General features: G+C 55.4%; 20 protein-coding genes. 12 read left to right on the plus strand and 8 right to left on the minus strand.

Going from position 1 to position 26,039, the window contains the following annotated elements; translation table 11 throughout:
* Positions 1-25: 25 nt before the first annotated feature.
* The gene (gene metH, locus H7A51_02265; protein ID MCP5535039.1) at positions 26-3,886 is read right to left on the minus strand and encodes a methionine synthase; all 3,861 of its coding nucleotides are present in this window, start codon (positions 3,884-3,886) and stop codon (positions 26-28) included.
* 153 nt (positions 3,887-4,039) lie between these two features.
* Here metH and H7A51_02270 point away from each other — a divergent pair, with 153 nt between their 5' ends.
* The 5 genes from H7A51_02270 to H7A51_02290 all read left to right on the plus strand — a co-directional run bounded on the left by H7A51_02270 (position 4,040) and on the right by H7A51_02290 (position 10,535).
* Positions 4,040-5,524, plus strand: coding sequence for a DUF2868 domain-containing protein (locus tag H7A51_02270; GenBank protein ID MCP5535040.1), 1,485 nt, complete (start codon positions 4,040-4,042; stop codon positions 5,522-5,524).
* Between the two features lie 97 nt (positions 5,525-5,621).
* Positions 5,622-7,103 (plus strand): GTPase/DUF3482 domain-containing protein, encoded by a 1,482-nt coding sequence (locus tag H7A51_02275; GenBank protein ID MCP5535041.1) that lies wholly within the window; start codon positions 5,622-5,624, stop codon positions 7,101-7,103.
* Between the two features lie 139 nt (positions 7,104-7,242).
* Complete coding sequence (locus H7A51_02280; protein MCP5535042.1) at positions 7,243-9,888, plus strand: YdbH domain-containing protein; 2,646 nt, start codon at positions 7,243-7,245, stop codon at positions 9,886-9,888.
* A gap of 45 nt (positions 9,889-9,933) precedes the next feature.
* On the plus strand, positions 9,934-10,131 hold the full coding sequence (locus H7A51_02285; GenBank protein ID MCP5535043.1) for a YnbE family lipoprotein: 198 nt from the start codon (positions 9,934-9,936) through the stop codon (positions 10,129-10,131).
* Positions 10,132-10,157: 26 nt separating this feature from the next.
* Positions 10,158-10,535, plus strand: a complete 378-nt coding sequence (locus tag H7A51_02290; protein ID MCP5535044.1) for a YdbL family protein — start codon at positions 10,158-10,160, stop codon at positions 10,533-10,535.
* Positions 10,536-10,616: 81 nt separating this feature from the next.
* On the opposite strand, the gene prfA is transcribed toward H7A51_02290, so the two are convergent.
* The 3 genes from prfA to H7A51_02305 all read right to left on the minus strand — a co-directional run bounded on the left by prfA (position 10,617) and on the right by H7A51_02305 (position 13,722).
* Entirely contained in the window at positions 10,617-11,693 is a 1,077-nt protein-coding gene (gene prfA / locus H7A51_02295; GenBank protein MCP5535045.1) for a peptide chain release factor 1, read from the minus strand.
* 225 nt (positions 11,694-11,918) lie between these two features.
* Positions 11,919-12,653 (minus strand): tRNA pseudouridine(55) synthase TruB, encoded by a 735-nt coding sequence (gene truB / locus H7A51_02300; protein ID MCP5535046.1) that lies wholly within the window; start codon positions 12,651-12,653, stop codon positions 11,919-11,921.
* Positions 12,654-12,744: 91 nt separating this feature from the next.
* Positions 12,745-13,722 carry a bifunctional oligoribonuclease/PAP phosphatase NrnA gene (locus tag H7A51_02305; GenBank protein ID MCP5535047.1) on the minus strand — a complete coding sequence of 326 codons (978 nt, stop codon included), beginning with the start codon at positions 13,720-13,722 and terminating at the stop codon, positions 12,745-12,747.
* Positions 13,723-13,856: 134 nt separating this feature from the next.
* Here H7A51_02305 and H7A51_02310 point away from each other — a divergent pair, with 134 nt between their 5' ends.
* From H7A51_02310 to mnmE, 7 genes are all read left to right on the plus strand, one after another.
* Entirely contained in the window at positions 13,857-14,693 is an 837-nt protein-coding gene (locus H7A51_02310) for a TIGR00159 family protein (protein MCP5535048.1), read from the plus strand.
* An 84-nt stretch (positions 14,694-14,777) separates the two neighbouring features.
* Complete coding sequence (gene bioD, locus H7A51_02315) at positions 14,778-15,422, plus strand: dethiobiotin synthase (protein ID MCP5535049.1); 645 nt, start codon at positions 14,778-14,780, stop codon at positions 15,420-15,422.
* 46 nt (positions 15,423-15,468) lie between these two features.
* Positions 15,469-15,942: a GNAT family N-acetyltransferase gene (locus H7A51_02320; GenBank protein ID MCP5535050.1), complete on the plus strand. Its 474-nt coding sequence runs from the start codon at positions 15,469-15,471 to the stop codon at positions 15,940-15,942.
* Between the two features lie 37 nt (positions 15,943-15,979).
* Positions 15,980-16,651, plus strand: coding sequence for a ubiquinone/menaquinone biosynthesis methyltransferase (locus H7A51_02325; GenBank protein ID MCP5535051.1), 672 nt, complete (start codon positions 15,980-15,982; stop codon positions 16,649-16,651).
* Positions 16,652-16,698: 47 nt separating this feature from the next.
* Complete coding sequence (locus H7A51_02330) at positions 16,699-17,793, plus strand: histidinol-phosphate transaminase (protein MCP5535052.1); 1,095 nt, start codon at positions 16,699-16,701, stop codon at positions 17,791-17,793.
* 91 nt (positions 17,794-17,884) lie between these two features.
* Positions 17,885-19,168, plus strand: a complete 1,284-nt coding sequence (locus H7A51_02335) for a hypothetical protein (GenBank protein ID MCP5535053.1) — start codon at positions 17,885-17,887, stop codon at positions 19,166-19,168.
* 5 nt (positions 19,169-19,173) lie between these two features.
* Positions 19,174-20,517: a tRNA uridine-5-carboxymethylaminomethyl(34) synthesis GTPase MnmE gene (gene mnmE, locus H7A51_02340; GenBank protein MCP5535054.1), complete on the plus strand. Its 1,344-nt coding sequence runs from the start codon at positions 19,174-19,176 to the stop codon at positions 20,515-20,517.
* A gap of 62 nt (positions 20,518-20,579) precedes the next feature.
* On the opposite strand, the gene H7A51_02345 is transcribed toward mnmE, so the two are convergent.
* From H7A51_02345 to H7A51_02360, 4 genes are all read right to left on the minus strand, one after another.
* The gene (locus H7A51_02345) at positions 20,580-22,436 is read right to left on the minus strand and encodes a SulP family inorganic anion transporter (GenBank protein MCP5535055.1); all 1,857 of its coding nucleotides are present in this window, start codon (positions 22,434-22,436) and stop codon (positions 20,580-20,582) included.
* A gap of 5 nt (positions 22,437-22,441) precedes the next feature.
* Positions 22,442-24,295 (minus strand): SulP family inorganic anion transporter, encoded by a 1,854-nt coding sequence (locus tag H7A51_02350; GenBank protein ID MCP5535056.1) that lies wholly within the window; start codon positions 24,293-24,295, stop codon positions 22,442-22,444.
* Positions 24,296-24,301: 6 nt separating this feature from the next.
* Complete coding sequence (locus H7A51_02355) at positions 24,302-25,414, minus strand: LptF/LptG family permease (GenBank protein ID MCP5535057.1); 1,113 nt, start codon at positions 25,412-25,414, stop codon at positions 24,302-24,304.
* A gap of 70 nt (positions 25,415-25,484) precedes the next feature.
* Positions 25,485-25,970, minus strand: a complete 486-nt coding sequence (locus tag H7A51_02360; GenBank protein ID MCP5535058.1) for a hypothetical protein — start codon at positions 25,968-25,970, stop codon at positions 25,485-25,487.
* Positions 25,971-26,039: the final 69 nt, after the last annotated feature.

Below are 26,039 nucleotides of genomic sequence, written 5' to 3' on the forward strand. Positions count from 1 at the left end.
AAGCTTTTCTACCGTATGGTTGATGTTAGTAGCCGAGCCACGGGCCGAGCCATTTTTCGGCTTCATCCATGGTCCATCCCTTGCGTTTGGCGTAGTCTTCCACCTGGTCTTTCTGCAGATCGCTGATGGCAAAATACTTGCTTTCGGGGTGGGAGAAAAGCAGACCCGAAACGGCGGCGCCAGGGTGCATCGCACAGGATTCGGTGAGGGCGACGTCGGTCTGTTGGGTGGCGTTCAGTAGTTTAAACAGGGCTTTCTTTTCCGTGTGGTCGGGCTGGGACGGATAACCTGGAGCCGGGCGGATACCCCGGTAGATCTCCTTGATCAGCTCGTTGTGGTTAAACTCGTTAGGACGTTCATATCCCCATGCGACGCGGGCACGATGGTGCAGGAGTTCGGCAAAGGCTTCGGCCAGACGGTCGGCAATGGCCTGCACCATGATGGCGGAGTCCACTTCATGTTTTTCCCGCAGCTCCGCAGCCCAGTCGTCTGCACCATGGATACCCACCACAAAGCCACCGATGTGGTCTGTGACGGCGGTTTGCAACCGCCTCGTCTGACTTGGCGGTTGCAAACCGCCGTCACGGACAAAATCACTCAACGCGTAGTTGGGTTTGCCGGAGGATTTTTCAAGCTGCTGCCTCAGGGTGTGGAAGGTGACGCCGTGATCGGGTAGGACGATGTCGTCGCCCTCGGAATAGGCGGGGAAAAATCCATAGATGCCCTTGGCTTTGAACCGTTTGGATTCGATGATGTCTTCCAGCAGTTCCTGGGCATCGGCGTAGAGTTTTTGGGCAACTTCCGCTGCCTCCGCATTCCTGGTTTTTAGGGTTTGGGTTTCCCTGTCCCAAACACCGCGGAGTTCCCAGGCATGGAAGAAGGGGGTCCAGTCGATGTAATCAACCAACTCACGGAGCGACTGGTTTTCGATGACCCGGGTGCCGGTGAATTCAGGTTGGGCAGGTTGATAGTCGTCCCAGTTGAACTTAGGGGCGTTATTACGCGCTTTTTCGAGGCTAACAGTAGCCTTGTCCTTGTTGTTGAAATTGGCTCTGAGCTTTTTGTGTTTAGCATTATTCTCAGCGACCAGCTTGTCATGCCCGTCCTCGCTGAGCAGTGCGGTGGTCACGGGAACCGAGCGTGAGGCGTCGAGTACGTGAATGACCGGGCCGCTGTAGTGCGGGGCGATTTTCACGGCGGTGTGCGCCGGGCTTGTTGTGGCACCTCCTAACAAAATAGGGGTCTTGAGTCCGCGTCGTTCCATTTCCCTGGCGATATTGACCATTTCATCGAGTGATGGAGTGATCAGGCCGGAGAGGCCGATGACATCGGCGCGTTTTTCAGCGGCGATCTCGAGGATTTTTTCGCAGGGGACCATGACCCCGAGGTCGATGACATCGAAGCCGTTGCAGGCGAGGACGACGCCGACAATGTTTTTGCCAATATCGTGCACGTCACCTTTGACGGTAGCCATGACGATACGACCGGCGGTCATGGATTTCTCCGCTTCCTCACGGGCATGATGCTCGGTCAGTGAGCTGTCCTTTGCCATCATCGCTGCCGCGATGGAGGTGATCTTGATCTGCTTCTCCTCCTCCATAAACGGCTCGAGGTGGGCAACGGACTTTTTCATCACACGGGCTGATTTCACCACCTGGGGCAGGAACATCTTCCCGGCCCCAAAGAGGTCGCCTACAACCCCCATGCCATCCATCAGCGGACCTTCGATGACCTTGAGCGGAATCTTGTACTTGAGCCGGGCTTCCTCGGTGTCTTCGACAATAAACGTATCGATACCCCGGAGAAGCGCGTGTTCGAGGCGCTTTTCCACCGACAGCTCACGCCACTTGAGATCGGTTTCCTGGGCTTTCTTTTTAACACCCTTGAATTGCTCCGCAAAGTCGAGCAGCCGTTCAGTCGCACCCGGGTCACGGTTGAGCAGTACGTCCTCGACGTGTTTAAGCATCTCCGGTTTGATCTCATCGTAGACTTCCAGCATGCCGGCATTGACGATACCCATATCCATACCCGCCTTACCGGCGTGGTAAAGGAAGGCGGAGTGCATCGCCTCGCGCACCGGGTTGTTGCCACGGAAGGAGAAGGAGACGTTGGAGACGCCGCCGGAAACCTTGGCTCCGGGGAGGTTCTCCTTGATCCACTTGGTGGCTTGGAAAAAATCAACGGCGTAGTTGTTGTGTTCCTCAATGCCAGTGGCGACGGTAAGTATGTTAGGGTCGAAGATGATGTCCTGCGGATTGAATCCCACTTCATCGACTAAAACGCGGTAAGCGCGTTCGCAGATGCGGATTTTCTCTTCGTAGGAAGCGGCCTGGCCATTTTCGTCAAAGGCCATCACGACCGCTGCGGCGCCGAACTTCATGATGGTGCGGGCGTGGGATTTAAATGCCTCCTCACCTTCCTTGAGGGAGATGGAATTGACAATGCCCTTGCCCTGAAGACACTTCAGGCCAGCATGGAGAATCTCCCATTTTGATGAATCCACCGTGATCGGCACCTTGGTGATGTCGGGCTCCGATTGCACAAGGTTCAAGAAACGGGTCATCATTTCGACACCGTCGATCAGTCCGTCGTCAAAGCAGATATCGATCACCGGGGCACCATTTTCAACCTGTTGACGCGCCACACTGAGAGCGTCTTCGAGTCGGTCCTCCTGGATCATTTTCCTGAAAACAGGTGAACCGGCAACGTTGGTGCGCTCGCCGATCATGAGGAAGTTTTTATCGGCCGAGTGGTTATACGCTTCGGTTCCGGAGAGTCGGAGCAGTGGCTCGATGGTCGGGCGTTTGCGCGGTGTGACTCCCTTGACGGCGCGGGCGATAGCCTCGATGTGTTCGGGTGTGTTGCCACAGCAACCACCGGCGAGGTTGATAAAGCCGGCCTCGGAGAAGTCGCGCAGCTTGTCATACATGTCATCGGGTAAAAACGGAAAACCGGTTGGCGCCAGCGGGTCGGGCATACCGGCATTCGGGTAGCAGGAGACAAAGCTTTCAGCCACCCGGCTGAGTTCGGAAATAAACGGGCGCATCTCATCGGGGCCGAGCGAGCAGTTCAGTCCCACGGCAAGCGGTTTGACATGTGCCACGGCATTCCAGAGGGCCTCGACTTTTTGTGCCGAGATCATCGTTTCCCCTCCTCTGCCGACAGCGGCGGAGATGATGATGGGGAGCTTGAAGCCACCTTCTTCAAAAACATCCTGGCAGGCAACAAGGGCGGCCTTCGAGTTCAGGGCGTCGAAAATGGTTTCGACCATCAGGATATCCACACCACCCTCCACAAGGGCGAGAATCTGGCGTTTGTAATCCTCGTAGACCTGATCAAATGTCACCGTCCGGAAACCCGGATCATCGGGGTCCACGGCGGCGTTGTTCAGACCCACAGTCATCGGTCCGATAGAGCCGGCGACGTAGCGTTTTACCCCGGTGGCTTCGGTGACATCGTCACATGCCTTGCGTGCCAGTTGCGCAGATTCCACATTGAGGTCCCAGGCGAGCTGCTTGAGGAACTCGTTATCGAGCACTTTTTGATAGAAATCAGGATCTTTCCGCCCCTCGCCGGATTCGCGCGGGTCCTCGACAAAAAACTCCGACTGCGCAATCGACGTTCCGGAAAAGGAATTGGTCTCGATAATATCCGAGCCCGCTTTGAGGAAGCGGTGGTGAATATCCAGAATGACATCGGGTCGGGTCAGGGTGAGGATATCCCCGTTGTTCAGCAGATCCTTGGGCGCATCCTTGAATCTCTCGCCCCGGGCGTCCGCCTCCTTCAATCCATATCCACGGATCGTTGTTCCCATGGCTCCATCGAGCATCAGGATACGTTGCTCGAGAGCTGCGGTGAGTTCGGTGGTCGCGTCTGGTCTTGGCATGGTTTGGATCGATGTATGTAGGGTTGAAATAGAATGAAATGTCGTTCGGCGGCGTGAATCTAGGTGCAAATCACGAGAAAACAAGAACAAATCTACATATCTTGATATCTTGATTTGTTTGTCGCGGTGGGGTAATTGGATAAGACTGCCGCTGTGAATCCTGTGAGGAAGAAAAGCGGCTGGAGTCTGGCTGATTTGGTCGATTTCGAAGCCCTGCTGGGAAATATCAAACCATGGAAACAGGCGTGGCGCGCTGGTGTGAGGGAGGAGGTGGAGTCTGCCGCTCCCGGCACCGAAAAAGCGCGCCGCAGGCTGGGGTTGCGATGGATGCTGGAGGATGTGCGGGGTGAGGTGTCGATTGGAGCCAGGGTGACAGCATCCGCCAGAATGCTCAGCGTGGTCATCGCGGTGGTGATGTTTCTGATAGGCGTGGGGGTGGTCCGTGGTTTGCTAACAGAGTTCACCTATGTGGAATGGCAGTTGGTTGCGGCCCCGGAGGGCACCGTGGCTACCCGGGTGGATGACCCGGTGGCACTAGAGCATGTCACGGCAAAGGCGAGGGGATACAACGTATGGATTTTGCTCGCGGTGACACTGGGCTTGCAGTGGTGTTTTCTTCTGGCTGGAGTGTCAGGATACTGGCTGTGGCGGAAATGGTCGGGCTCGCTGACGATCTTTGAAAGTGGCATCGAGTGGTTGGTCAGAAAGGCGAGCGGAGGGAGGATGGATTCCGCCGTCTGGACCCAACTGAAGCGCCGGGTTAGTGGTGGGCGCAGTGTGTTGGCCTGGCGGCTCACCCGATTGTTGCAGGCTGGTGGAGTCGGGTATAACGTGGGTTTGTTAGTCGGCCTGTTCGGGTGCCTTTGGTTTCTGAATGTCGGCTACTACTGGGAGACCTCATTGCCGCAGTTTGGCCAGGAAAGCCTGAACCAGGTGACCCGGGTCATGTCGTGGCCGACGGGTGAGCATTTGCCGGGAGAGCGGACCGTGGAAATGACCCGGCTTGGCGCGAAGCCGGACCTGTACCGGTTTTTCGCAGGATTGGCTCATTCGGTTTCTCCAAGGCAACAGGCAAACCTGGATTGGTCGATCTTCTTTTTTGTATCCCTCGTCATCTATGGACTGTTACCCCGACTGCTGATGTGGTTTGGCGCGTGGTGGATGGAGCGAAGGGTTCTAGCGGGTCTCGATTTCCAGGAATCCCATCACCGCTCGCTATGGAGGGAAGCGACCAACGTTGAGCGGGGCGAAGTAAAATCGGGCCAGGCCGATGGGGTGGTGATCCTTGATGTCGGGGGATTGGAAATAGAGACCGGCGAATTGCGCCCGTATTGCCTGCAGAAGCTCCGCGTCAATCCGGAGGCACGTTACTCACTGGGAACCCTGGACGAGGAAGGTGAGGTGAAAGCGCTGCAAGCTGCCCGCGATGCCGCGATGGGTGTGGTGTTTTTAGTGGAAGGTTGGAATTTGAGTCCGAAACAAATGGCCGTCCATCATGCCCAAGTCCGCTCAGCCATCGGTGCTGATCACATGATACGATACCTCGTGTTAGGAAATGATGAGGAGCTGAAACAATGGTCGGCATTTGTCGATGGCCTCCGGGACAGTGAGGCTGAGGTGTTTCACTTCAGAAAGTAGCGTCCCGCAGGCGCGGGATCGACACCCCAGGGAATAATCATCCCAATTCTGCCGACGGCTTGCAAAGCTGTCCTACCCTGCCTAGACTGCCGTGCGAATGAGTGACCGTGATACAAGACCTCCTGCCCAGGACGTGCCCGTTTTTGCCGTCGTGGGCAAAGTCAACATGGGCAAGTCCTCAGTGTTAGCGACTTTGCTGGAAGTGGATGACGACCGGATTATCCGTATCAGTGCCACGCCGGGCGAAACGACACAATGCCAGGTGCTTCCCCTGGAGTTCGACGGACAGGAGTGTATCCGCTTCATCGATACCCCCGGTTTTTCCCGACCCATCGAAGCCATGCGCGAGATCCAACGTATTGCCGGGCACAGCCCTCCGGGGCTTGAGGCGGTCAAAACCTTCGTGGCGGAAAACAAAGAATCGGGGGAGTTTGATGATGAATGTCTGTTGTTAGGTCCCTTGGTGGACGGGGCAGGCCTGCTCTATATCATTGACCCCAGCAAACCCTTGCGTGATGAGTTTATCGCCGAAATGGAAATCCTGCGATGGACAGGACGCCGCCGCATGGCGCTCTTGAATGCCAAGGAGGATACCAATGATCATGAGCGAGCTTGGAGGGATCGACTCGGCAGTTACTTCAATTTGGTGAGAACCTTTAACGCCCATCACGCCAGATTCGATGAGCGGCGAAGGCTGTTGAAATCGCTCCTGGAAATTGACGAGGAACACGCGGGCGTAATTGGATCGACCATCCGTTTCCTCGACGACGAGTGGCGGCAGCGCAGAGAGGAAAGTGCCGAGGTCATCGTGGATGTGCTTGAAAAGGTGATGTTGCTTCGAGAGACACGCGTGCTCGATGAGCGTGATCTCGAAGTCGCCCATCGTCGTGAACGGGTGATGGATGAGATGGCGGCGGCCTATTACCAGCGCGTCACCACGATGGTGAAACAAGGGGTTGATCGCTTGCTCAAGATTTACCGTCACCACCTTGTCCAAATCGACTGGGAGGAGTTCGGGTTTGAAAACATTGATCTCGAAGCCGCGGAAACATGGTCGAAGTGGGGGCTCTCCCGCAGTCAGCTCGCGTGGGCGGGTGGTGCTGCTGGTGCCGCTGCCGGGGTCGCGGTCGACGTGGGCACCGGTGGACTGACCCATGGTGCCGGCACGTTGGTAGGCACACTTGCCGGAGCTGCGGCCGCCTTTTTCAAAGGCAATGAATTGCCTGATCTGAAAGTGGATGTCCGCGGAGGTGTCAAGCTTCAGAGTGGCGAAGGGAGGAAATTGGAACTCGGTCCGCCGAAAAACGAAAACTTCCCCTGGATCGTGTTAGACAGGCTGTTGGTGACATTCCGTGAGATCCAGAACCGCGCCCATGGCCGGCGCGACAAACAGCTCCTCAGCGGTGGGGAAGGTATGGTCAAGCAGATGGGCGCCAGCCAACGAAGCGCGCTTACAAAATGGCTGACCAGCTGTGCCAAAGGTGAGCCGGATCGTGGTATGGAGCCGGAAGTTTTCAGTCTATTGGTTGCGACACTTGAAGAAGTGGAGCAGAGTGATGAATTAAAACGGGATGAGTAAAAAGCAGACAGATGAGACTGTGGCTGACAAGCCACGCCGAGGGTGGCGATGGCTCAAGCGGGGTATTCTGGTTAGTGTTTTACTTCTTCTGGTTGTCGTTTTGTTAGCTTGGATATTTCTCCCTCGCATAGCCGAGCGCATGATCCGACAAAAGATTGCAGACGCCGGACTGGATCAAAGCGAACTTCGTGTGGCAGACGTTGGCTGGCGAAGTGCTGTGATCGAGGATGTTTCCGTAGGCGAAGGTATGTGGTCGATGCAGGTGAGACGTCTGGAGGTGAAATATGACGCAACCGACCTCCTTAGTGGAACAATCGAAGGTATCAGGTTGATTGATGCTAAGGTGGTCATCGATTTATCGACCGAAGAATCTCATTCTGCGCCAGAAGAAGCCGGTCAGCAAGATGAGTCGGTTGAACCCGATGCCAAAGCTTACTGGTATAAAACGGTGGTCGATGCTCTGAATCAGATTGGTGAAGTGCATGCGGAAGACGTTGATGTATGGCTCAAGAGGGATGGCAGGGAATGGCGAAGCGAGCTTGATCTCACGATTGATGATGGGGATAAGGGTCATCCCACGGTGCACCTTGAGACGGAGAGTTTTATTTTGCACTCCTTGCTGCAAACATTCTCGGAATCGGCTGAGTGGAAATGCGATGCAAAGGTGGTGGATACTAACAAATTTATCGATTTGATCGAATTGGCGGTGGGTTACGAGGGAGCGTTGCTGCCAGAAGGAATATCGTTGGATGGGGCGACACTGAAGCACACCATGCGTGCCCAAGGAGACAAGGTTTTGCCATTTGAAATTGATGGCCTGCTGAGCGGTGTGAAATATGACGGGGGAGATAAGCCTGTGAGTATGACCTGCGATAGGGAGCTGCTGATGTCTTTGATCGTTCAGCCGACAGGAACGGGCGAAGTTCAGTTTTCTGGTAAACTTGATAGGGTGTCACTGCCATTGGACCCGTCAGCTGATTTTGAACTGAAACTGAAACCTGATACACTTCCTGATTTGGCAGTGCGCGTGGTTTGGGGTGAGCAAGCAACTCGGGTAGAAGGCGGGGTGAAGGATATGAAGTTGATCGGCGCCTATAACGGTCGGGCTGTTGATCTGGATGATATCAATCTGGATTTTGAAATGGTCGGTGGTGAATTAATCGTTCGAGGCGGGTTGACGAATGAGGGGATTAAAGTGCCTGTGAAGTATGCACACGGAATAAAGGAGGAGACCGGGAAGTGGATGATGAATGGGGAGATAATTGTTGGCCCGTTTGACCACGACCGTAATCTTCCCATGCTGAGTGCTGTGGCGGATGTGTTCGATCATGTTGCTGTGATTGGATCGAGTCGGGCGTTGGTTCAGTTTTCAACAGGATCACACAAGCCGTTTGAAGGTAGCTTGTCTGCAAAATTAACAGACGCCGAAGTCAGCGTGGAAGGGGGGAAGGTGAAAGCGTCTGGGGTAAACGGAGTCTTCAATCTCCACATCATCCCGCTACCTGATGATGATCCTGAGCGTAAAGATCCAAGTTATTACACTTTCGATTTTACGACTAAAGAACTGAGTGTTGCGAGCAAGGATGCGCTGGATTTCGATTTGCACCATCAGGCTGAAACCCCGGTGCGGATTTCAGGGAAAGGGAATTTGGGTTCGAGCGAAACCTTGCTTACCGGAGACGTCAAGGGGCTGACTCTCCATGGCGAAAAGGAAAATCATACACTGGACCTCGAAAACACGGCATGGGGATTCGAGCTGAAGGGGGACAGGCTGGTTGCCTCCGGTTCTACGGTGATGGCAGGGAACAAGATTCCATTTTCCTATCAACACAACCAGAAGGAGGTCGATGGCGGCTGGGAGCTGGACGGGACATTCGAGATCAAGGAAGCCGAGCTGAAAGAACCTGTCGATAATGCCGTCATGTTTGTCGACGCCATGGCTGGTAACAAACTGGGTGGCAAGGTGTCGATGAAGATGGATTTCAGCATGGGGAGTGAGAAGGATTTCGATGGTGTGTTTGTCGCGGCTATCGATAAAGGAACTTTGACCATGGCCGATGAAGGTCCGGTGATCGAGGGGCTCAAAGGAGATGTTAGGCTCGAATCGATGAAACAAAAATCGACCAAGGGCTTCCATCGGGTCACCGCGACCAGGATCAAGGCCTTTGATATGGAGATGAAAAACCTCCGGCTTGACTACCAGCTGCTACCGGATGGTGATATCAAGCTGCGGAACATCGTGGTGAATGCCCTGGGTGGGGAAGTCTGGCTTGATCCATTTACCCTGCCTGGAGGGGATGAGGATTATCAATTCAAAGTCAGGGCAAAACGATTGGATATTGCGGAGCTGGCCAAACTTTTTCCTGATTTTAATGGGGCGATCACTGGTCGGATCGATGGTTTGCTACCGATGGAAAGCGTGGGCGGAGATATCCGCCCGGGCAAAGGGGGGATGTATCTAACACCACGCACCAAAGGGAGGCTGAGATACGATGCCGGAGACAGGTTCAGCGCGGGGCTGAACCCCAAATCGGAAGAATACAAGAGGATGAAAATGCTCGAGGATTCACTGCGGAACCTTGATCTGGAGGTGCTGAGTATCCGGCTCTTCGATCCGCAGGATCAAGACAAGGCCATTGTCTTGATCCTGCGGGGGCAGGCGCACCATGTGCCGGGATCACCACCGATCCATCTCAATATCAATGGCTTTAAACCGGACGACGACACCGTTGATTTTTTTGATCTGCTGTTAAAACATCGGGATCGGTTGGATTTTGGCCTGTAATTGTGAATAATGTGGGTTAGGATACGTCCCAGTAACCAGAAGCTCATGAAAGTACCGTATTGTTTTCCCCTGTTTGCCACATTCGCCGCCGTATCTGGTTTCACCAGCTGTGCCAAGGTGAAGGTGGAGCCGATCGAAGTCAAACCCATCGAGATTAACGTCAATGTCCGGGTCACGGTGCAGAAGGAGCTGGATAATTTCTTTGGTGACCTCGATGCCAAGGAACAGAAAATCGCTAACTAAACCCATTCACTCCACCCATTTTTGTTATGAAAAAACCAATTGCCATGCTCGTTGCCATCACCGCCTGTTTCTTTGTCGGGACTCCTGCAAGTCAGGCCGACAATGCTTCCGAGCTCAAGGCCCGTATGGAGCAGCGTCTTAACCAGGTGGTTGCGCTGAAGCAAAACGGCTCCGTGGGCGAAAACAACCTCGGCTATCTCACTGCTAGAAAAGCTCTCAGTGGCGATGATGCAAAGCTTGTTGCCGCTGAAAATGCCGACCGCAAAGCAGTCTACACCATCATTGCGGGGAAGACGCATTCGTCCGCCACAACTGTCGGAAAAACACGCGCTGCGAGTATCCGTAAATCGGCTCCCAAGGGTACCTGGGTACAGCTCGCCGATGGGAGCTGGAAGGAGATGTAGCTGTGGCGGCGGTTTGCAACCGCCATGCCCGGGTGTTTCCCCATGGCTCATTGACGGGGCGGTTGCAAACCGCCGTCACCCTTATTCCATGCCCGCATCTTCGAGGCGTTGGGCCATTTCCGCGGTTTGCAGGGCGGCGGTCAGGTCGAAGAGGTCGCCGTCGAAAACACCATCCATGTTGTGGGTGGTGAAGCCGATCCGGTGGTCGGTGATCCGCGACTGTGGAAAGTTGTAGGTGCGGATTTTTTCTGACCGATCGCCTGAGCCGATCAGGGACCGGCGCTGCGCGGAGTATTGCTCGGCTTGCTCGCGTTGTTTGACTTCAAACAGCTTGGCGCGAAGGATTTCAAAGGCTTTTTCCTTGTTCTGGGTCTGGGACCGGCCGTCCTGTGACTTCACCTGGATGCCGGAAGGAAGGTGGGTGATCTGGACGGCGGAGTCGGTGGTGTTGACGTGCTGACCGCCGGGGCCTCCTGAGCGGGTCGCCTGGATGTGCAGGTCTTCCGGCTTGAGCTGGATATCCACCTCCTCGGCTTCGGGCATCACCGCCACAGTGACCGTCGAGGTGTGAATACGGCCCTGGGTCTCCGTGGCTGGGACCCGCTGGACCCGGTGCACGCCGGACTCGTATTTCAGGAAACGGAACACCTCCTCACCGGTGATCTTGAGGACCACTTTGGAAAATCCGCCGGCTTCGGATGGCGTGGAATCAAGGTGTTCGTGTTTCCAACCGCGTTGCTCGGCGTAACGTTGGTACATACGCATCACCTCGCCTGCAAAGATAGCGGCTTCGTCACCGCCGGCACCGGACCTGATTTCCAACAAGGCATCGCGGTCTTCGGCTTCGTCGCGTGGCAGCAGGGCGTATTGCACGTCCTGGGAAAGTTTTTCGATGGTGGCCTCAAGCTCGGGGATCTCCATATTCGCCATTTCCGCGATTTCTTCATCGTCCTCCTTGGCGAGTTCACGGTTTTCCTCGAGATTGGTCCTGGCGGTTTCGAGGGTTTCCCACATTTCCAGCAGCTCTTTGAGCCGACGGTGCTCGCGCATGGTCTCGGTGGCCTTTTTCTGATCGGAGAATAGGTCGGGGTCGGTGATGAGCTTTTCGACTTCGGCAAAGCGTTCACGGCGTTGTTCGATGAGGGAGGAGTAGTCCATGGGATAAGTTTGGAGTAATTGGTTTGAAGTTGGAAGAGGGTAGGGCTTTGTTTTGGAGTGCTGAGGCTTGCCCCCGCTGTGTGTGGGGGGGGGACGCTGGCTACACGCGGAGGGGTTTCATTGTGCTGGTGCTGCTGGATGAGGGAAGTGCGGCTATCGCCGGAATAGAGTTCGGCAAGCCGACCCAGAAGAAAGCGGAGGCAAGCCTCGCGCACTCCATGGTGGTCAAGCGCCGCGCATCAGGGAGATTTGTGCGAGAGAGATGAGGGATTTCTGGATGTCTTCGGCGCTGGCGGATTTAAGCTCGGTGGCGGTCATGGCACCCTCGACGGTGAACTTCCCCGACCTGGTGCGTCGCAGGGCGGAGAGGTGGGCACCGCAGCCGAGATCCTGGCCGATGTCGTGAGCGTAGGTGCGGACGTAGAAACCCTTGGAGCAATTGACAGTGAAGTCAACCTCGGGCAGGACGATACGGTCGAGCGAGTAATCGGTGACATAGACGGCGCGTGGTTTGCGTTCAACCTCGATGCCTTTGCGGGCGAGTTTATAGAGTGGCACACCATCCTTTTTAATAGCGGATACCATTGGCGGGATTTGCTCGAAGCTGCCGACGTATTTGTTGAAAGCGGCATCAATTTGTGGCCCGGTGAATGGCGGGACTTCCTTTTCTTCGAGAATGTCGCTTTCCTTGTCTTGTGAAGAGGTGGTGGCTCCAAGTGTTAGAGTGCCCTTGTATTCCTTGTCCTCGGACATAAGCAGATCCTGGATCTTGGTGGCCTTGCCAATGACCAGCATCAGCAGCCCGGTGGCCATCGGGTCGAGCGTGCCGCAGTGGCCTATTTTCTTGAACTTGAGTTGTCGGCGGCAGATGGCGACGGCATCGTGGGATGTCATGCCGGGTTCTTTATCGATGAGAAGAACACCGCAGGGTGCGTCAGTCTGGAGTGGATTTTGTGTCATTGGGAAATGGGGTGAAATGCGGGGCTGGGGAGCTGTGGGTTGATTGTGGTCGGGGACCTCCTTCACACGAGGTTATGGTGGGCAGGCAGGATTATGCCACGGCTTGGCTGATGGCGGCGAGAACCTTGGACCGGGCGTCTGCGATGGGGCCCGGCATCCGGATGCCGGCGGCACGGGTGTGGCCGCCGCCGCCGAATTTCCGCGCGAGCTCGCTACAGTTGACGGTGTCGTCCTTGGCGCGGAGTGAGACGCGGATTTTTCCTTCGGGAAGCTCTTCAAAGAAAACGGCGACGATAACCCCTTCGATTCCCCGGATGAGGTCGATGAGATCCTCGCTGTCCTCGGGTTTGAGTTGGTGTTCGACTTTGACCGCATTGAGTAGTTCCCAGTGGGCGACCTTGCCCTCGTTTTCAAGCTCAAGAGTATTGAGTAGGGAGCGCAGCAACTCGATCCGTCGGTAGGGTTTGTTATCGTAGGTCAGGGCATTGATGGTGCCGACATCGATACCGCGGCGAACGAGGTCGGCGGCCATTTCATAGGTGTCGGCAGTGGTGTTGGAGTATTGGAATGAGCCGGTGTCGGTGGAGACGGCGACGTAAATCGAGTCACGGGTCAGCTCGGAAAAGGGGAAGTCCTGCTCGGTGATCAGATGGTAGAGAATCTGTCCGGTGGCGGGTGAAGAGGCATCGATGTGGTTGAGATCGCCGTACTTCGGATTGGAAACGTGATGGTCAATGTTAATCCAGAGGCTGGCCTTGGAGGCTGCGTTCAGAGCCTTGTCACCGAGTCGTGGCTTGGTGGCGCAGTCGAGGGCGATAGCGACTTGCACATCGAGTGGCCCGGCTGGCGGCGTTTGTATTTTATCGCTGCCAGGAAGGAAGGCGAGGTTGTCGGGCAGGCCGTCTTCATTGATGTAATGGACGGTTTTTCCCATCTCTTCGAGAGCGTGGCCGAGGGCGATCTGGGAGCCGATGGCATCGCCGTCGGGGCGAAGGTGGCTGAGGACGATAAAGGAGTCGTGGGCGCGGATAGCATCGGCGATCTCCTGGAAGCTGTTATTTTCACTCATACGGATGGAACGTGTGGTTGCAGGGGATTTAGACAGAATGAACAGAAATGACAGATTTTTTTTAAGTGGTTTGTGTTGTCATGTCAGATTGAAGTTTCCAGTCAGGGGTTTTAGGTCTATGATTGCGCCACGAAATGGAATTTCTGTATGAACATTGGACCGACGGTATTGAGATTCTGATCTTGTGGATTGGGCTCTACCAGATTTACCGGGCGTTTAGAAAAACCCGCGGTGCCCGTATTCTGGTGGGATTGGTATTGCTGCTGATGGTGCTGTCGCTGCTGTCCCAGGTGCTGGGGCTGGATGTGATCTGGTGGTTGCTATCCAAAGTGCTCGCGCTGATGGCCTTTGGTTTGATCATCATTTTCCAACCGGAGTTACGCAATGCGCTGGCGAGGCTGGGGAGTAGCAAGTTGTTTATGTTTTCCCAGACGAAGAAACACGAGTTTCTGGATACCTTTGCGGAAGCTGTCGGACAATTATCCAAAAAGCGCATCGGCGCCTTGTTCGCCTTTGAGCGGTCCATTTCACTCAAGGAGCATTTGGAAACAGGGGTGGAGCTGGATGCTGTTTTGTCGCCCGAGTTTGCGCTAACGGTGTTTTATCCCAAAACGGCCTTACATGACGGCGGTATGATTATCGCCCAGAACCGGGTGGCCGGTGCTGGCTGCGTATTCCCGGTGAGCTCCCGCGAACTGGCGGACCGGAGCACGGGATTGCGACACCGCGCTGCGATCGGTGTGACCGAGGAAACGGACTGCGTGGCTGTGGTGGTCAGCGAGGAAACCGGGCAGATATCGATTTGTGTGGATGGCAAGCTTGAAAGGAATTTAAGCGAGCGGGAATTCCGTGAGAGAATGGAATCCATCTTTTTACCCAAGGAAGAGACTCATGAAGAACGTACTGAAGAAGAACTGGCCAGCGAAACTAGCGACCTTGATGGTAGCGGTAGCGATCTGGTTTCTGATTGATTATATTATCAAGAACGAGACGCTGGGGGGCTCCAAACCAGGAGCCGTCGAGCAGGGTGAGTGAATGGTTGTAAGCAATAGGAAATGAAAGGGATATTTGTCACAGGAACCGATACCGGAGCTGGGAAAACGTATGTAAGCTCGTTGATTATCAAAGCGCTCCGGGCTGAGGGGGTGGATGCCGTGGGGTATAAACCGATTTGCTGTGGCGGTCGGGAGGATGCCTACGCATTGCAGAATGCATCGGGTGGTGCGGTGGATCTGGATCGCGTCAATCCATGTTATCTCCGCACTCCGGCGGCACCGTATGTGGCGGGAATGTTTGAAAACAAGGAGCTGACCATCGAGCCGTTGGTGCAAGGATACAAAGACCTTGGTGCAGAGTATGAGGTGGTGGTGGTCGAGGGGGTCGGTGGCTGGCAGGTGCCGATTTTAAAAGACTACATGGTGGCGGATTTTTCCAGGGATCTGGGGCTGCCCACGGTGCTCGTAGTGGGAAATCGCCTCGGCGCGCTGAATATGACCTTGCTGACAGTACAGTCGATGCGCGCCAGCGGTATCGAGCCCGCCGGGTTGGTTTTCAATCACCTCGATGATGAGTTGGATACCGCGGCGATAACCAACAAGGGGATCGCCGAAGATCTGACTGGAGTGCCGGTGCTCATGGATGTCATCCGTGATCAGGAAGAGCTTGAGGCGTGGCCGTTTTTGGAGTTGATTGGCCGATGACGAATGGATCATGGACAATGCCCAACGGGTGATGTAGGAAGTCGGTATGATTGACATGTTGGTGAGGCTGTATGAGCTACCTGAAACCGGTGGGATTTACTCTCGGGTTGAGAAACAGGGGATTGTTTTGCGTCGCGCGCGCGCCTATGAGCGACACATCGTGGCTGCGTGGGCGGGAGCCCATTTTTCTCCGAAGTGGGCAAGTGAAGTGAAGGTCGCGTTTTCGCGGCAGCCGGTCAGCTGCTACATCGCCACCAAGGATAAAGAGATCCTGGGATTCGCCTGTTATGAAACGACAGCCAAAGGATTCTACGGCCCCACGGGTGTTAGTGAGGCCGCCCGTGGCACGGGGATAGGCAAGGCACTGCTGTTCAAAAGCATGCAGGGACTCAAAGACCTCGGTTATGTCTACGGCGTGATTGGCGGTGTCGGACCACGTGGCTTTTATGAAAAAGCCTGTGGTGCCGTGGAGATCCCGGGCAGTGATCCGGGTATCTATCGTGACATTTTACCCGATTAAGTTGGTATTTGGCCTTTGAAACTTGGAGTTTAAAAACGTGCAGGATCCTAAGTATGTAAAAGAGGCTTTCAGCCGAATCGCAGACCGTTATGTGGTCACCAACCATGTTCTCAGCCTGGGGACCGATATTCTGTGGCGGAAAAAAGTGGGTCGGATCGTCGCCGACTGGGAGCCCGGGACCATTCTCGATGTCGCCACCGGCACAGGTGACCTTGCGTTGGAAATCCAGTCGAAATGTCCCGGTGCCGAAGTGACGGGATCGGATTTCTGCGAGGAAATGTTGGCCTATGCAGCGGATAGCGGCGTGCGGAAGACTGTCGTGGCGGATGCGATGAATTTGCCGTTCGAGGACGATTGTTATGACGTGCTCACCGTGGCATTTGGTCTGCGTAACATGGCGAGCTGGCCGGATGCGCTGAAGGAAATGCGTCGTGTGCTCAAGCCGGGCGGCCATTTGCTGGTGCTCGATTTCTCATTGCCCACGGGGATGTTGCGTGGCCCGTATCGCTTTTACCTGAATAAAATCCTCCCCAGGATCGCAGGCCTGATCACGGGTGAGGGCGATGCCTACGAGTATCTGGCTGGAACGATCGAAGAGTTTCCAAGCGGTGAAAAAATGACCGTTCTGATCGAGTCCTGTGGATTTACCGATGCGGTGGCCGATCCGCTGACCTTTGGCGTCGCGTCCATCTATACTGCCACGGCGTGATGATATATTCCGTTGCGAAGCGGGAAATTGTTGCTTAGCCTGCCGCCATGTCGATCCAACCATTTTCCAACCAGTTTGTCTGTGATCTCGTGGCTTATGAGCCGGGGAAACCCATCGAGGAAACCGCCCGCGAGCTGGGCCTCGATCCATCGACCATCGTCAAACTCGCCTCCAACGAAAACCCGCTCGGTCCGGCACCTGCGGCCAAGGAGGCAATGCGTAATGCAATCGATAGTGTGCACATCTACCCCGACGGCGGTGGATTTCAATTAAGGTCCGCCTTGGCTGAAAAACACGGCCTTGGCTTGGAACATGTCGTCCTCGGTAATGGCTCTAACGAAATCATCGAGTTGCTGTGCCACTGTTTCCTCAATCCCAAAGCCGAGCTGATTGCTGCGGAGCACGCCTTTGTGGTTTATAAACTGATGGCCACCCTGTTTGGTGCCAAGTACGTGGAAGTGGCGGATCCCGGTTTTGTCCATGACCTTGAGGGGATGGCGGATGCGATTACCGATGATACCCGGCTCGTGTTTATCGCCAATCCTAACAATCCAACCGGCACATTGGTCGGGCAGGCGGCACTGGACCGGTTTATGGACAGGCTACCCGGGCACGTGGTCGCTGTTTTTGATGAAGCCTACTACGAATTTCTCAATGATGCACCGGATACGCTGAAGTACATCAAAGAGGGGCGCAACGTCTGTATCCTGCGCACCTTTTCCAAGGCCTACGGCCTGGCGGGCCTCAGGATAGGTTACGGACTTGCATCCCCGGAGGTTGCCGCCATATTGCAAAAAGCGCGCCAGCCGTTTAATGCCAATGCCATGGCCCAGGCAGCTGCCTTGGCGGCGATGGATGATGCGGACCATGTGGCCAATACCCTGGAGACTAACAATCAAGGCCTCAAATTCTACGAAAAAGCATTCACTGAGCGGGGTTTGGAGTATGTGCCCAGCGTGGCCAATTTCATCCTCGTCAAAGTCGGTGATGGCGATGCCCTGTTTAAGAATATGCTGAAAAAAGGGGTTATTGTCCGCGCCATGAGCGGCTACAAGCTGCCGGATTGGGTGCGCATTTCCATCGGCACCCAGCCTGAGAACGAACGTTGTATCGAAGTGCTCGATGAGGCCCTGGGCCTGTGAATGATGATCCGGCCGTGTTGCTGCGTCCGATGCATGGTTGACACTTGGCGGTCAAAGATTATGCTGAACCAGCTATCAACTATTCTTGACCATGAGCGGCTCATCCCAACTATCACAGGCCAGTTTTCCCTGTCAACATTGCCAGAAATCCATCTATATCCCGGCTGGGCTTCCACCGACGACCGCCCCATGCCCCCATTGTGGCAAGGAAGTGACCTCGCCGGACCAGAATTTGCCGGCGGTTCCTGCTGCCACCAGGCCCGTGCAGGAAAACCCGGTCGACCAGCCAGTGCGGCTGGAGGCTCCTGCGAAGGGACGGGACAGACCGGCACAGATCGAGGATCTCGTCGAGACCCAACTGCCGGGTGCCGGTGGTAACCAACGACGACGCAAGGGCAACATGGCCGCGGTGATTGCCGCTGTTCTGATTTTGTTAGTCGCTGGGGGAGTGACCTTCTGGTTGGCACAGAAGTGGAAAAAGGATAAGCAGACACTGCCCTCCTCCGATTCCTCCACCGCTACGGCTCCCTTGTCAGAAGAGCAGTGGAGGACAACAGGATGGAAAGATGAGGCATTCAAGGTGTTAAGTGGATTTATGACGGCCAAGTCACCGATTGACCGGATGAAGTATGTCATTCCCAACGAAGGCGTGATGGATGAACTCGAGATGTTCTATCCTGAAGGCAGCGACGATTCAGACACGCCGAAAGAATCCTTCGGCTATGTGATGGGGAGTGAGCTCGACCACAAACGTGGGATTTTTCTAATGCAGTACCGTCAGCCGGCGCAAATCGACATGCGGGAGTATTTTGCACCCATCGGGTCGTTGGACCGCGTTCTGGGGCAAGAGCCGAGCACGCTAATGGAAATGGCCTACCGCATCGACGAGGACAACCTTTCCAAGCCGATTGGGATCAATGCATTTTTCAAGAAGACCGATCAGGGGCTCAAGTTGGATGCCTCGGTATTCATTCAAGGTAAATTCCGGACGTTCCGGGCATTTGTGGATTACCCCAGACCAGGAAAGACACAGGTGTTCCGCGTGGTTGCCAGTGAGGCACTGAGCCATGAGCTGCGTGATGACAAACGCTACCGCACCTACAGGCTCGAAGACTTTGCCTACCCCAAGGACTACGTGAACGTGCCTGTGCTGGTTGAATCAGAAACGGGCAGAATCCTCTCGGAGCTCAATTGGCGGGGGATGAATCGCGATAGGAAGTTACGTACCGCAACCGTCGAATTGGGCTGGAGCAATGAAAGCCCGTCCAAGTTGCAGATTGTGAAAATCGTTTGCTGGGAGTTCCTCGGTGTGGGAGGGGAGGCTGGTAATACGGCTCCCGAGGCACCCGTTCCACCGGCTGGCGGAGGTCATTGATTGCTATGGAAACGACCATCGCAGCCATCGCGACTCCTCCCGGAATGGGGGCGGTAGGGATGATCCGTGTCAGCGGGCCGGATACCTTCACCTTCTTGAATGGCTGTTTGCCCCGTGGTCAGAAAACTGCTGGGTTTCCCGAGCGTTATGCCAAGCTAACAAACATTGTCGATGCCGACGGCGAACCGATCGACGAGGTGTTGGTTACCTGTTTTCATGGCCCGAGAAGCTACACAGGTGAGGACACTGCCGAGATCGCCTGTCACGGTGGCGTGCTGGTCATGCGGCGGGTATTGCAGAGGTTGTTAGATGTCGGCGTCCAGCCTGCCAGTGCCGGTGAATTCAGTCAGCGGGCATTTATGAATGGCAAAATGGATCTGACCCAGGCCGAGGCAGTGATGGATCTGATCTCTGCCCAGACCGAGCTGGCGATGCGTGCGGCTCACGAGCAGCTCCAAGGTACACTGGGCGACAGCTCGGAAGCCATACGGGAGGAAATTCTCGGTATCTCCGCCCATGTCGAGGCGTATATTGACTTCCCCGAAGAAGACATCGATACCGACACAGGTGCAGCCTTGTTAAAACGCTTGCAGGATGTGCGGCGGCAGATTGCCAAACTGTTGCAAACAGCGGAACAGGGGAGGATTCTACGTGAAGGTGTCAGGACGGTTATCTTCGGCTCTCCCAATGCCGGCAAGTCGAGCCTGCTGAATCGTTTGTTAGGCTACGAGCGGGCCATCGTCAGCGATATCGAAGGCACAACACGCGACACGGTTGAGGAGGTATTAAACCTCAAGGGTATCCCTGTGCGGTTGATTGACACCGCCGGTCTACGGGACTCGGAAGACAAGATCGAGCAACAGGGGGTGAAACGGACACGTGACCAGCTTGAAACGGCTGATTTGATCCTGGAAGTAGTGGATGGCACCCAGCCACACATCAGTCATCTCACTCGAGAGGAGATCGGCGGTCGACACCACATTCTGATCATCAACAAAGCCGACCAGCCACTGCATGCCGACTGGACAGGAACTCCCGATCCCCGGATTTCCTGTGTCACGGGTGAAGGGATCGAGGAATTGATCGGAACCATTGCCCATGAACTCTCCATGGGCGCCGGCGAGTGGGGCGGCCATGCCGTTGCGATCAACGCACGACACCAGGCATGTTTGAAACGGGCCCAGACGGCCCTCCTGGCGGCAGAGAACACCTTGGAGAACGGCGAGGGACCCGAGTTTATTTCCGTGGAATTGCGGGATGCCATGGATGCCATTGGCGAGATCGCAGGGCGGATTGATACGGAAGAGTTGTTAGGCGAGATCTTCAGCAGCTTTTGTATTGGAAAGTAGGACAGCTTTGCAAGCTGTCGGCAACCCAGGTCCTCATCCTGCCAACAGCTTGCAAAGCTGTCCTACTTTTGCTTGTTCTCATCGATGAAGATCTTGATGTCAGCCTTCTTGGTTCCGAGCAGCTCCTGGGCACGGATCAGGGCATCGCGGGTGGATATGTTAGGGTTGGGCTGGAAATACATAAACAGATTGGTCTCTCCCGCTGAGCGGTCACATCCTTCCTGGAGGGTTTCAAGCACCCTGGATTTTTTCAGGATGGCGTAGACCTCGCGGGTGGCACCGGAAATGAGAATATGCACGCCCTTTTTCCTGGTGTCTTTGATCAGGTCTTCAAGGGCGATGACACTGGTGGCATCCAGGTGACGCGCATTTTTGAGTCGGAGGATGATTACCTTGAGGTTTTTATCCGCCGTGGTGCGTTGCACCTGGGTGCGAAACAAATCGGCCGCGCCAAAGAAGAGATCGCCCTCGACGTGGACAATCGAGATGGCGGGAATAGGTCGCTTGCGTTTTTCCCCGAGTTCTATCAGGTCCCCCGCATCGCTGATTTCATACTCGATCAGATGGGGGATGGAGGCTTTGCGCAGGAACAGGCAGAGTGAGACCCCGACGCCGATAAAGATGGCGTAGTCCAGTCGGGGCAGGAGCAGTGTGGCGCAAAGCGTGGTGATGATGACGATCGCATCGTCACTGGTAGAGTGCAGACAGATGCGGATGTTTTTTTTGTTGATCAGGGAGATGGCGATGGCGATGACCAAGGCGGCGAGAGAGCATTTGGGGATGTTTTCCACAATGCGCACCTGGGTGAGAAAGAGGGTGCCGAGCAGGCCGAGTAGCCCTGCAAAGAGGGAGGCGAAGCGGGTAAGGGCGCCGGACTCGTAGTTGAGCGCAGAGCGGGTGAGTGACCCGGATGCGGGCATCGGCGCAATGAATGAGGTGACAATGTTGGTCAAACCCAACGCGAGCATGTCCTGGTTGGTATTGGGTCGGTCGCCGGACTTGCTGGCGAGGGATTTGGCCATCACCGTGTTTTCGAGTGACGCGAGAAAGGCGATGGCGAAGGCAATGCCGAGCAGTGCGGATATGTCGTTCAGGCTGCTGTCAGGTAACGTGATGTTGATGTGGCTGATGTGCAGGGGAGCGAATGTCCTGATGTCGGAGAAGGCCGGCAGTAGGTGGCGCAGGGCATAGGCTACGAGCGACGAAGCCATGAGGGTGATGGCAAAGTTCGGCAGCTTGGGCGCTTTTTTCTGTAGGAGAAAATAGAGCAGGATGGTGCCACCTCCTAACAAGGTCGGTTGCCAGCTGATCTGGTCGGCGACAAGCGCGGTTTTTTGAATGATGGCAAAAAATGTCTTGGGAACGGAGCCCTCGGCCATGGGTTCTGCAATGCCTAGCAGGTGTCGGGTCTGGTTGGTCAGGATAAGGATGGCAGCACCGGTGATATAGCCTACCAGGACGCTACGGCTGACAAACTGCAGCAGGTCGGAGATTTTCATCAGTGCCCCCGCCAGGGTAAGCACGCCGATCATCAAGACGAGTAGCGGCATGTATTCCACCGGTTCCTTCGGCAGGGTGCCGTGGGATGCGGCAAAAAAACTGAACACCATAAATGCCGTGGCATTGGTCGGGCCAAGAATCGTGTGTCGGGAATGGCAAAACGGGGTGGCGGCAATGGGTGCCACCGAGGCACAGAGGATACCAAAGTAAATGGGTAAATCAGCAATGGCGGCAAAAGCAATTCCCTGCGACAGACAAAGGATGGCTACGTTGATCGAGGCCCGGATGTCGAAATGGAACTTTCTGCGATTGTAGCGTGCCAGGTCATGACGCAGTGGCAGCCAGTCGAGTCCGTTTCCTGATAGAATACGGATTGCAGCACCCAGAAATTTTCTGAGAAATGCTTTCAAGTGGCGCATGGGGGCTATTCCTTGTTGGGGTCGTAGAAAATCCTGACCTCTGCTTTTTGGTTCCCGATAAGCTCCTGGGCTCGGATCAGGGCATCACGGGTAGAGAGGTTCGGGTTCGATGGTGACTGTAAAAACAAGTTGGTCTGTCCTTCCTCACGGATACATCCTTCCTGCAGGACCTGAAGGGTGCCGGACCTTTTGAGTATCTGATAGACATCACGGCTGGCACCGGAAATAAGGGTGTGGATGCCGCGCTTGCGGGTATGTTTGATCAAGTCTTCGAGGGCGAGGACGCTGGTCGCATCAAGGTGGTGGGCATTTTTCAGTCGAAGGATGATGACTTGCAGGTTTTTATCAGCCGTCGTACGCTGGACCTGGGTCCGGAACAGGTCGGCGGCGCCAAAAAACAGGTCACCTTCGACATGGACGATCGAGATCGCCGGGTTCGGGCGTTGGCGTTTTTCGCCGAGCTCCGCCAGATCACCGGCGTCGTTGAGGCCGTATTCCACCAGGTGGGGGCTGGAGGCTTTGCGCAGGAAGAGTGTGATCGACAGGCTTACCCCGATGAATATGGCGTAATCGAGACGCGTTAGAAGCGTGGCAGCAAAGGTCACGATGATCACCAGGGCATCATCCGGCGTGGTGCGCAGGCAGACCCGGATGTTCTTCCAGTTGATCAGTGAAACTGCGATACCGATGACGAGGGCGGCGAGCGAGGTTTTGGGGATGTTTTCAACTATCGGAAGTTTCACCAGGGCATAGAACCCGACCAGGCAGAGGAGGCCGCAGAACATCGAGGAAAAACGCGACTTCGAGCGCGACTCGTAGTTCAGCGCCGAGCGTGTCAGAGAGCCGGATGCGGGCATGGCAGCGACCAGGGAGGTGACGATGTTGGCCATACCGACCGAGAGCATGTCCTGGTTGACATCGGATCTGCTTCCGGAGCGGCTCGCCAGGGATTTGGCCATCACCGTGTTTTCCAACGAGGCGAGGAAGGCGATGGCAAAGGCGACTCCGGTGAGGGCTGAGATATCATCCCAGTTGAAGTTGGGGAGGGATGGTGTGAGTTTATCAAGCTGGAACGCATTGAATGTTTCCAGTGAGGCGAAGGGGGGCACCCACATACGCAGTATCCAGCCTGCGAGTGCGGATAGGGTCAGGCTGATGGCGAAGTTCGGGAGTGTAGGGATTTTTTTCTGGAGCACGAGATAGAGCATCAAGGTGCCGGCTCCCAACACAACAGGCTGCCAGTGATAATGCTCCCAGAGTCCGGCCATCTTCTCGACGATGGTAAAAAAGGTTTTCGCCGATGCGCCTTCGCGCATGGGGTCTGCAATACCTAACAGGTGTTTGAGCTGGTTGGTGAGGATGAGTAAGGCGGCTCCGGTGATATAACCCACGAGAACACTGCGACTGACGTATTGCAAGAGGTCAGCCACTTTGAAAAGTGCGCCAAAGACGGACAGGATACCGACCATCATGACCAGTAGCGGCATGTAATCCACGACAGGTTTGTCCATGGTTCCAGACGCTGCTGCAAAAAAACTGAACACCATAAACGATGTCGCGTTTGTAGGGCCGAGGATGGTGTGACGTGAGCTGGAGAAAATGGGTGCTACGATGGCCGCCATGGCCGAACAGAGGATGCCATAATAGATCGGGAGTTCCGCGATGGCGGCGTATGCCATGCCCTGGGGCAGTGCGAGCAAGGCAACGTTGAGCGCGGCCTTGATATCGTAGCCAAACTTTTCGCGGTTGTAGGTCTTGATCGATTTTCTGATAGGAAACCAATCCAAACCGTTACCGGAGAGAATCCGAAAGGTTTCTCTCCGCACCTTGCGCATGGTGGATTTGAAATGGCGCATCATAACCGGTTATTTCCTGCGGGCCTTGAAGAATAGCAAGACACCGAGGCCAAGACAGGTGAAGTTGGGTAGCCAGTAGAGCAGGATGGCTGTGTTGCCGGGTTTTTTCTGGAATGAGTCGGCAATCATAAAAAAGAGGAAGTATCCCAGTCCCACCAGGATACTGATGGCAAGACCGGTGGAGGTTTCTTTGCGGCGGGCATTGATCCCGAGCGGAACCGCCACCAGGGAAAGTGCGAGGCAGGCCATGGAGAACGCATAACGTCGATGGACCTCGTTGCTGAGCTTGTAACGGTCTTTATCCGCCATCCCGGGGTCATCAGCAAGGGCCTCCCGAATCTGGGCATTGGTCATGGTGCTGGCTTTCTGCTTTTTTTTACGGTCCACGGCGAAGTCAAAGAGCAGCGGTTCTTGCTCGCCAATGAAAGCGAGTTCGCGTTTGCCGTCCGGGGTGCGCGTTTCCATATACGCATCTGTCAGATGGAGACGGATCTGCTTGCTCTCCTGGATGATCTTGAGTTTCGCCTCGCGAGCGTAGACACTCGACTTCGGGAAGCCCGTTTCATTTTGCTTGTCGAGCATATAGAGGTGCATGCCCTTGAGGAGGTCGCCATCACGTGCTTCCACAAAGATCTTCTGGTCTTGAAAACGTGTCTGGACCACGCCGGGGTCGAGCATGGCATTCGGGTTTTCCTTGACCGCCTCATACAGGACGTATTTCATCTCGTCTTTCGCCTTCGGCGCCATACTGATGTTCAGCCATAGGCAGAAACAGCAGAGCAGGGTGGCAATCACGTAGACAGGTGCGGCGACACGCAGTAGGCCGACACCGGCCATACGCATGCTGACGAGCTCGTTTTCTGCGGAGATCCGGCCGAAGACTAACAGCACCGCGACGAGAAAGCCCCATGGTATGGTGTAGATCTGGGAAAAGGGCAAGACACTGAAAATGAAGCGGATGACGAGGGCGGGGGAGGCGTGCTCCTCGACCAGCAGGGGTCTCAGTTCCTTAAAGAGGTTGCCCATCACCAGCAGCACGCTGAGAACGATGACACCAAAGATCGTGGCAGCAACAATCTGCTTGCCGATATAGCGATCCATGATGCGTAACATGGAAGGCATTTTGGGGCGAAATCGGGGGACTGTCGAGAATCGACTGCTGGGCGGCTTCATTTATGCCACGAAAAATACATCAAGCGTCCTGCATGGACTTCGGCTTGCCGAGGATCTCGGTGAGGACAATGGCCTGGCGCGCCGACTGCGGGCTGGAGAGTAGTGCGTGCACCGAGGTCTGTGGCTTGCTCCGGCGTCTGCGTTTACCGGACGAGAGCTGTTGGAAACGTGCGGCGGCGGCTTTTTCCTCAGCTGTTAGCTGTCTCACCTGGGCTTTTTTCGGCAGCGACACCTGTTGCGGCTGTGGCCGTTGTTGGGCGTGCTGCGGATGTTGGACAAGGGGTGGTGGCGCCTGGGGGAGCGGCGGCGGCGATGGGGCGGGCTGTTGTACCGTCGTTTGACGTTGCCGGATCTCCTCGCGGAATTCTTCATAGATATCCTCCAGCGACTCCGAGATGCCGTGCTGCTGTTCGCCCTTTCCCTTGACTTTCTCCAGGAGCCACTTAATGGCACTGACCACTACAAAAAGGATCAGGATGATAATCCGTCCGTCGATTTCTTCCATGGTGGATTGAGGGTGGGGTGCAGGGAGTGGCGTTTGGGGGGAGGAAGCCGACCACGTGTTGGTGGTCGG

This window comes from Akkermansiaceae bacterium (assembly GCA_024233115.1).
GTDB lineage: Bacteria > Verrucomicrobiota > Verrucomicrobiia > Verrucomicrobiales > Akkermansiaceae > Oceaniferula.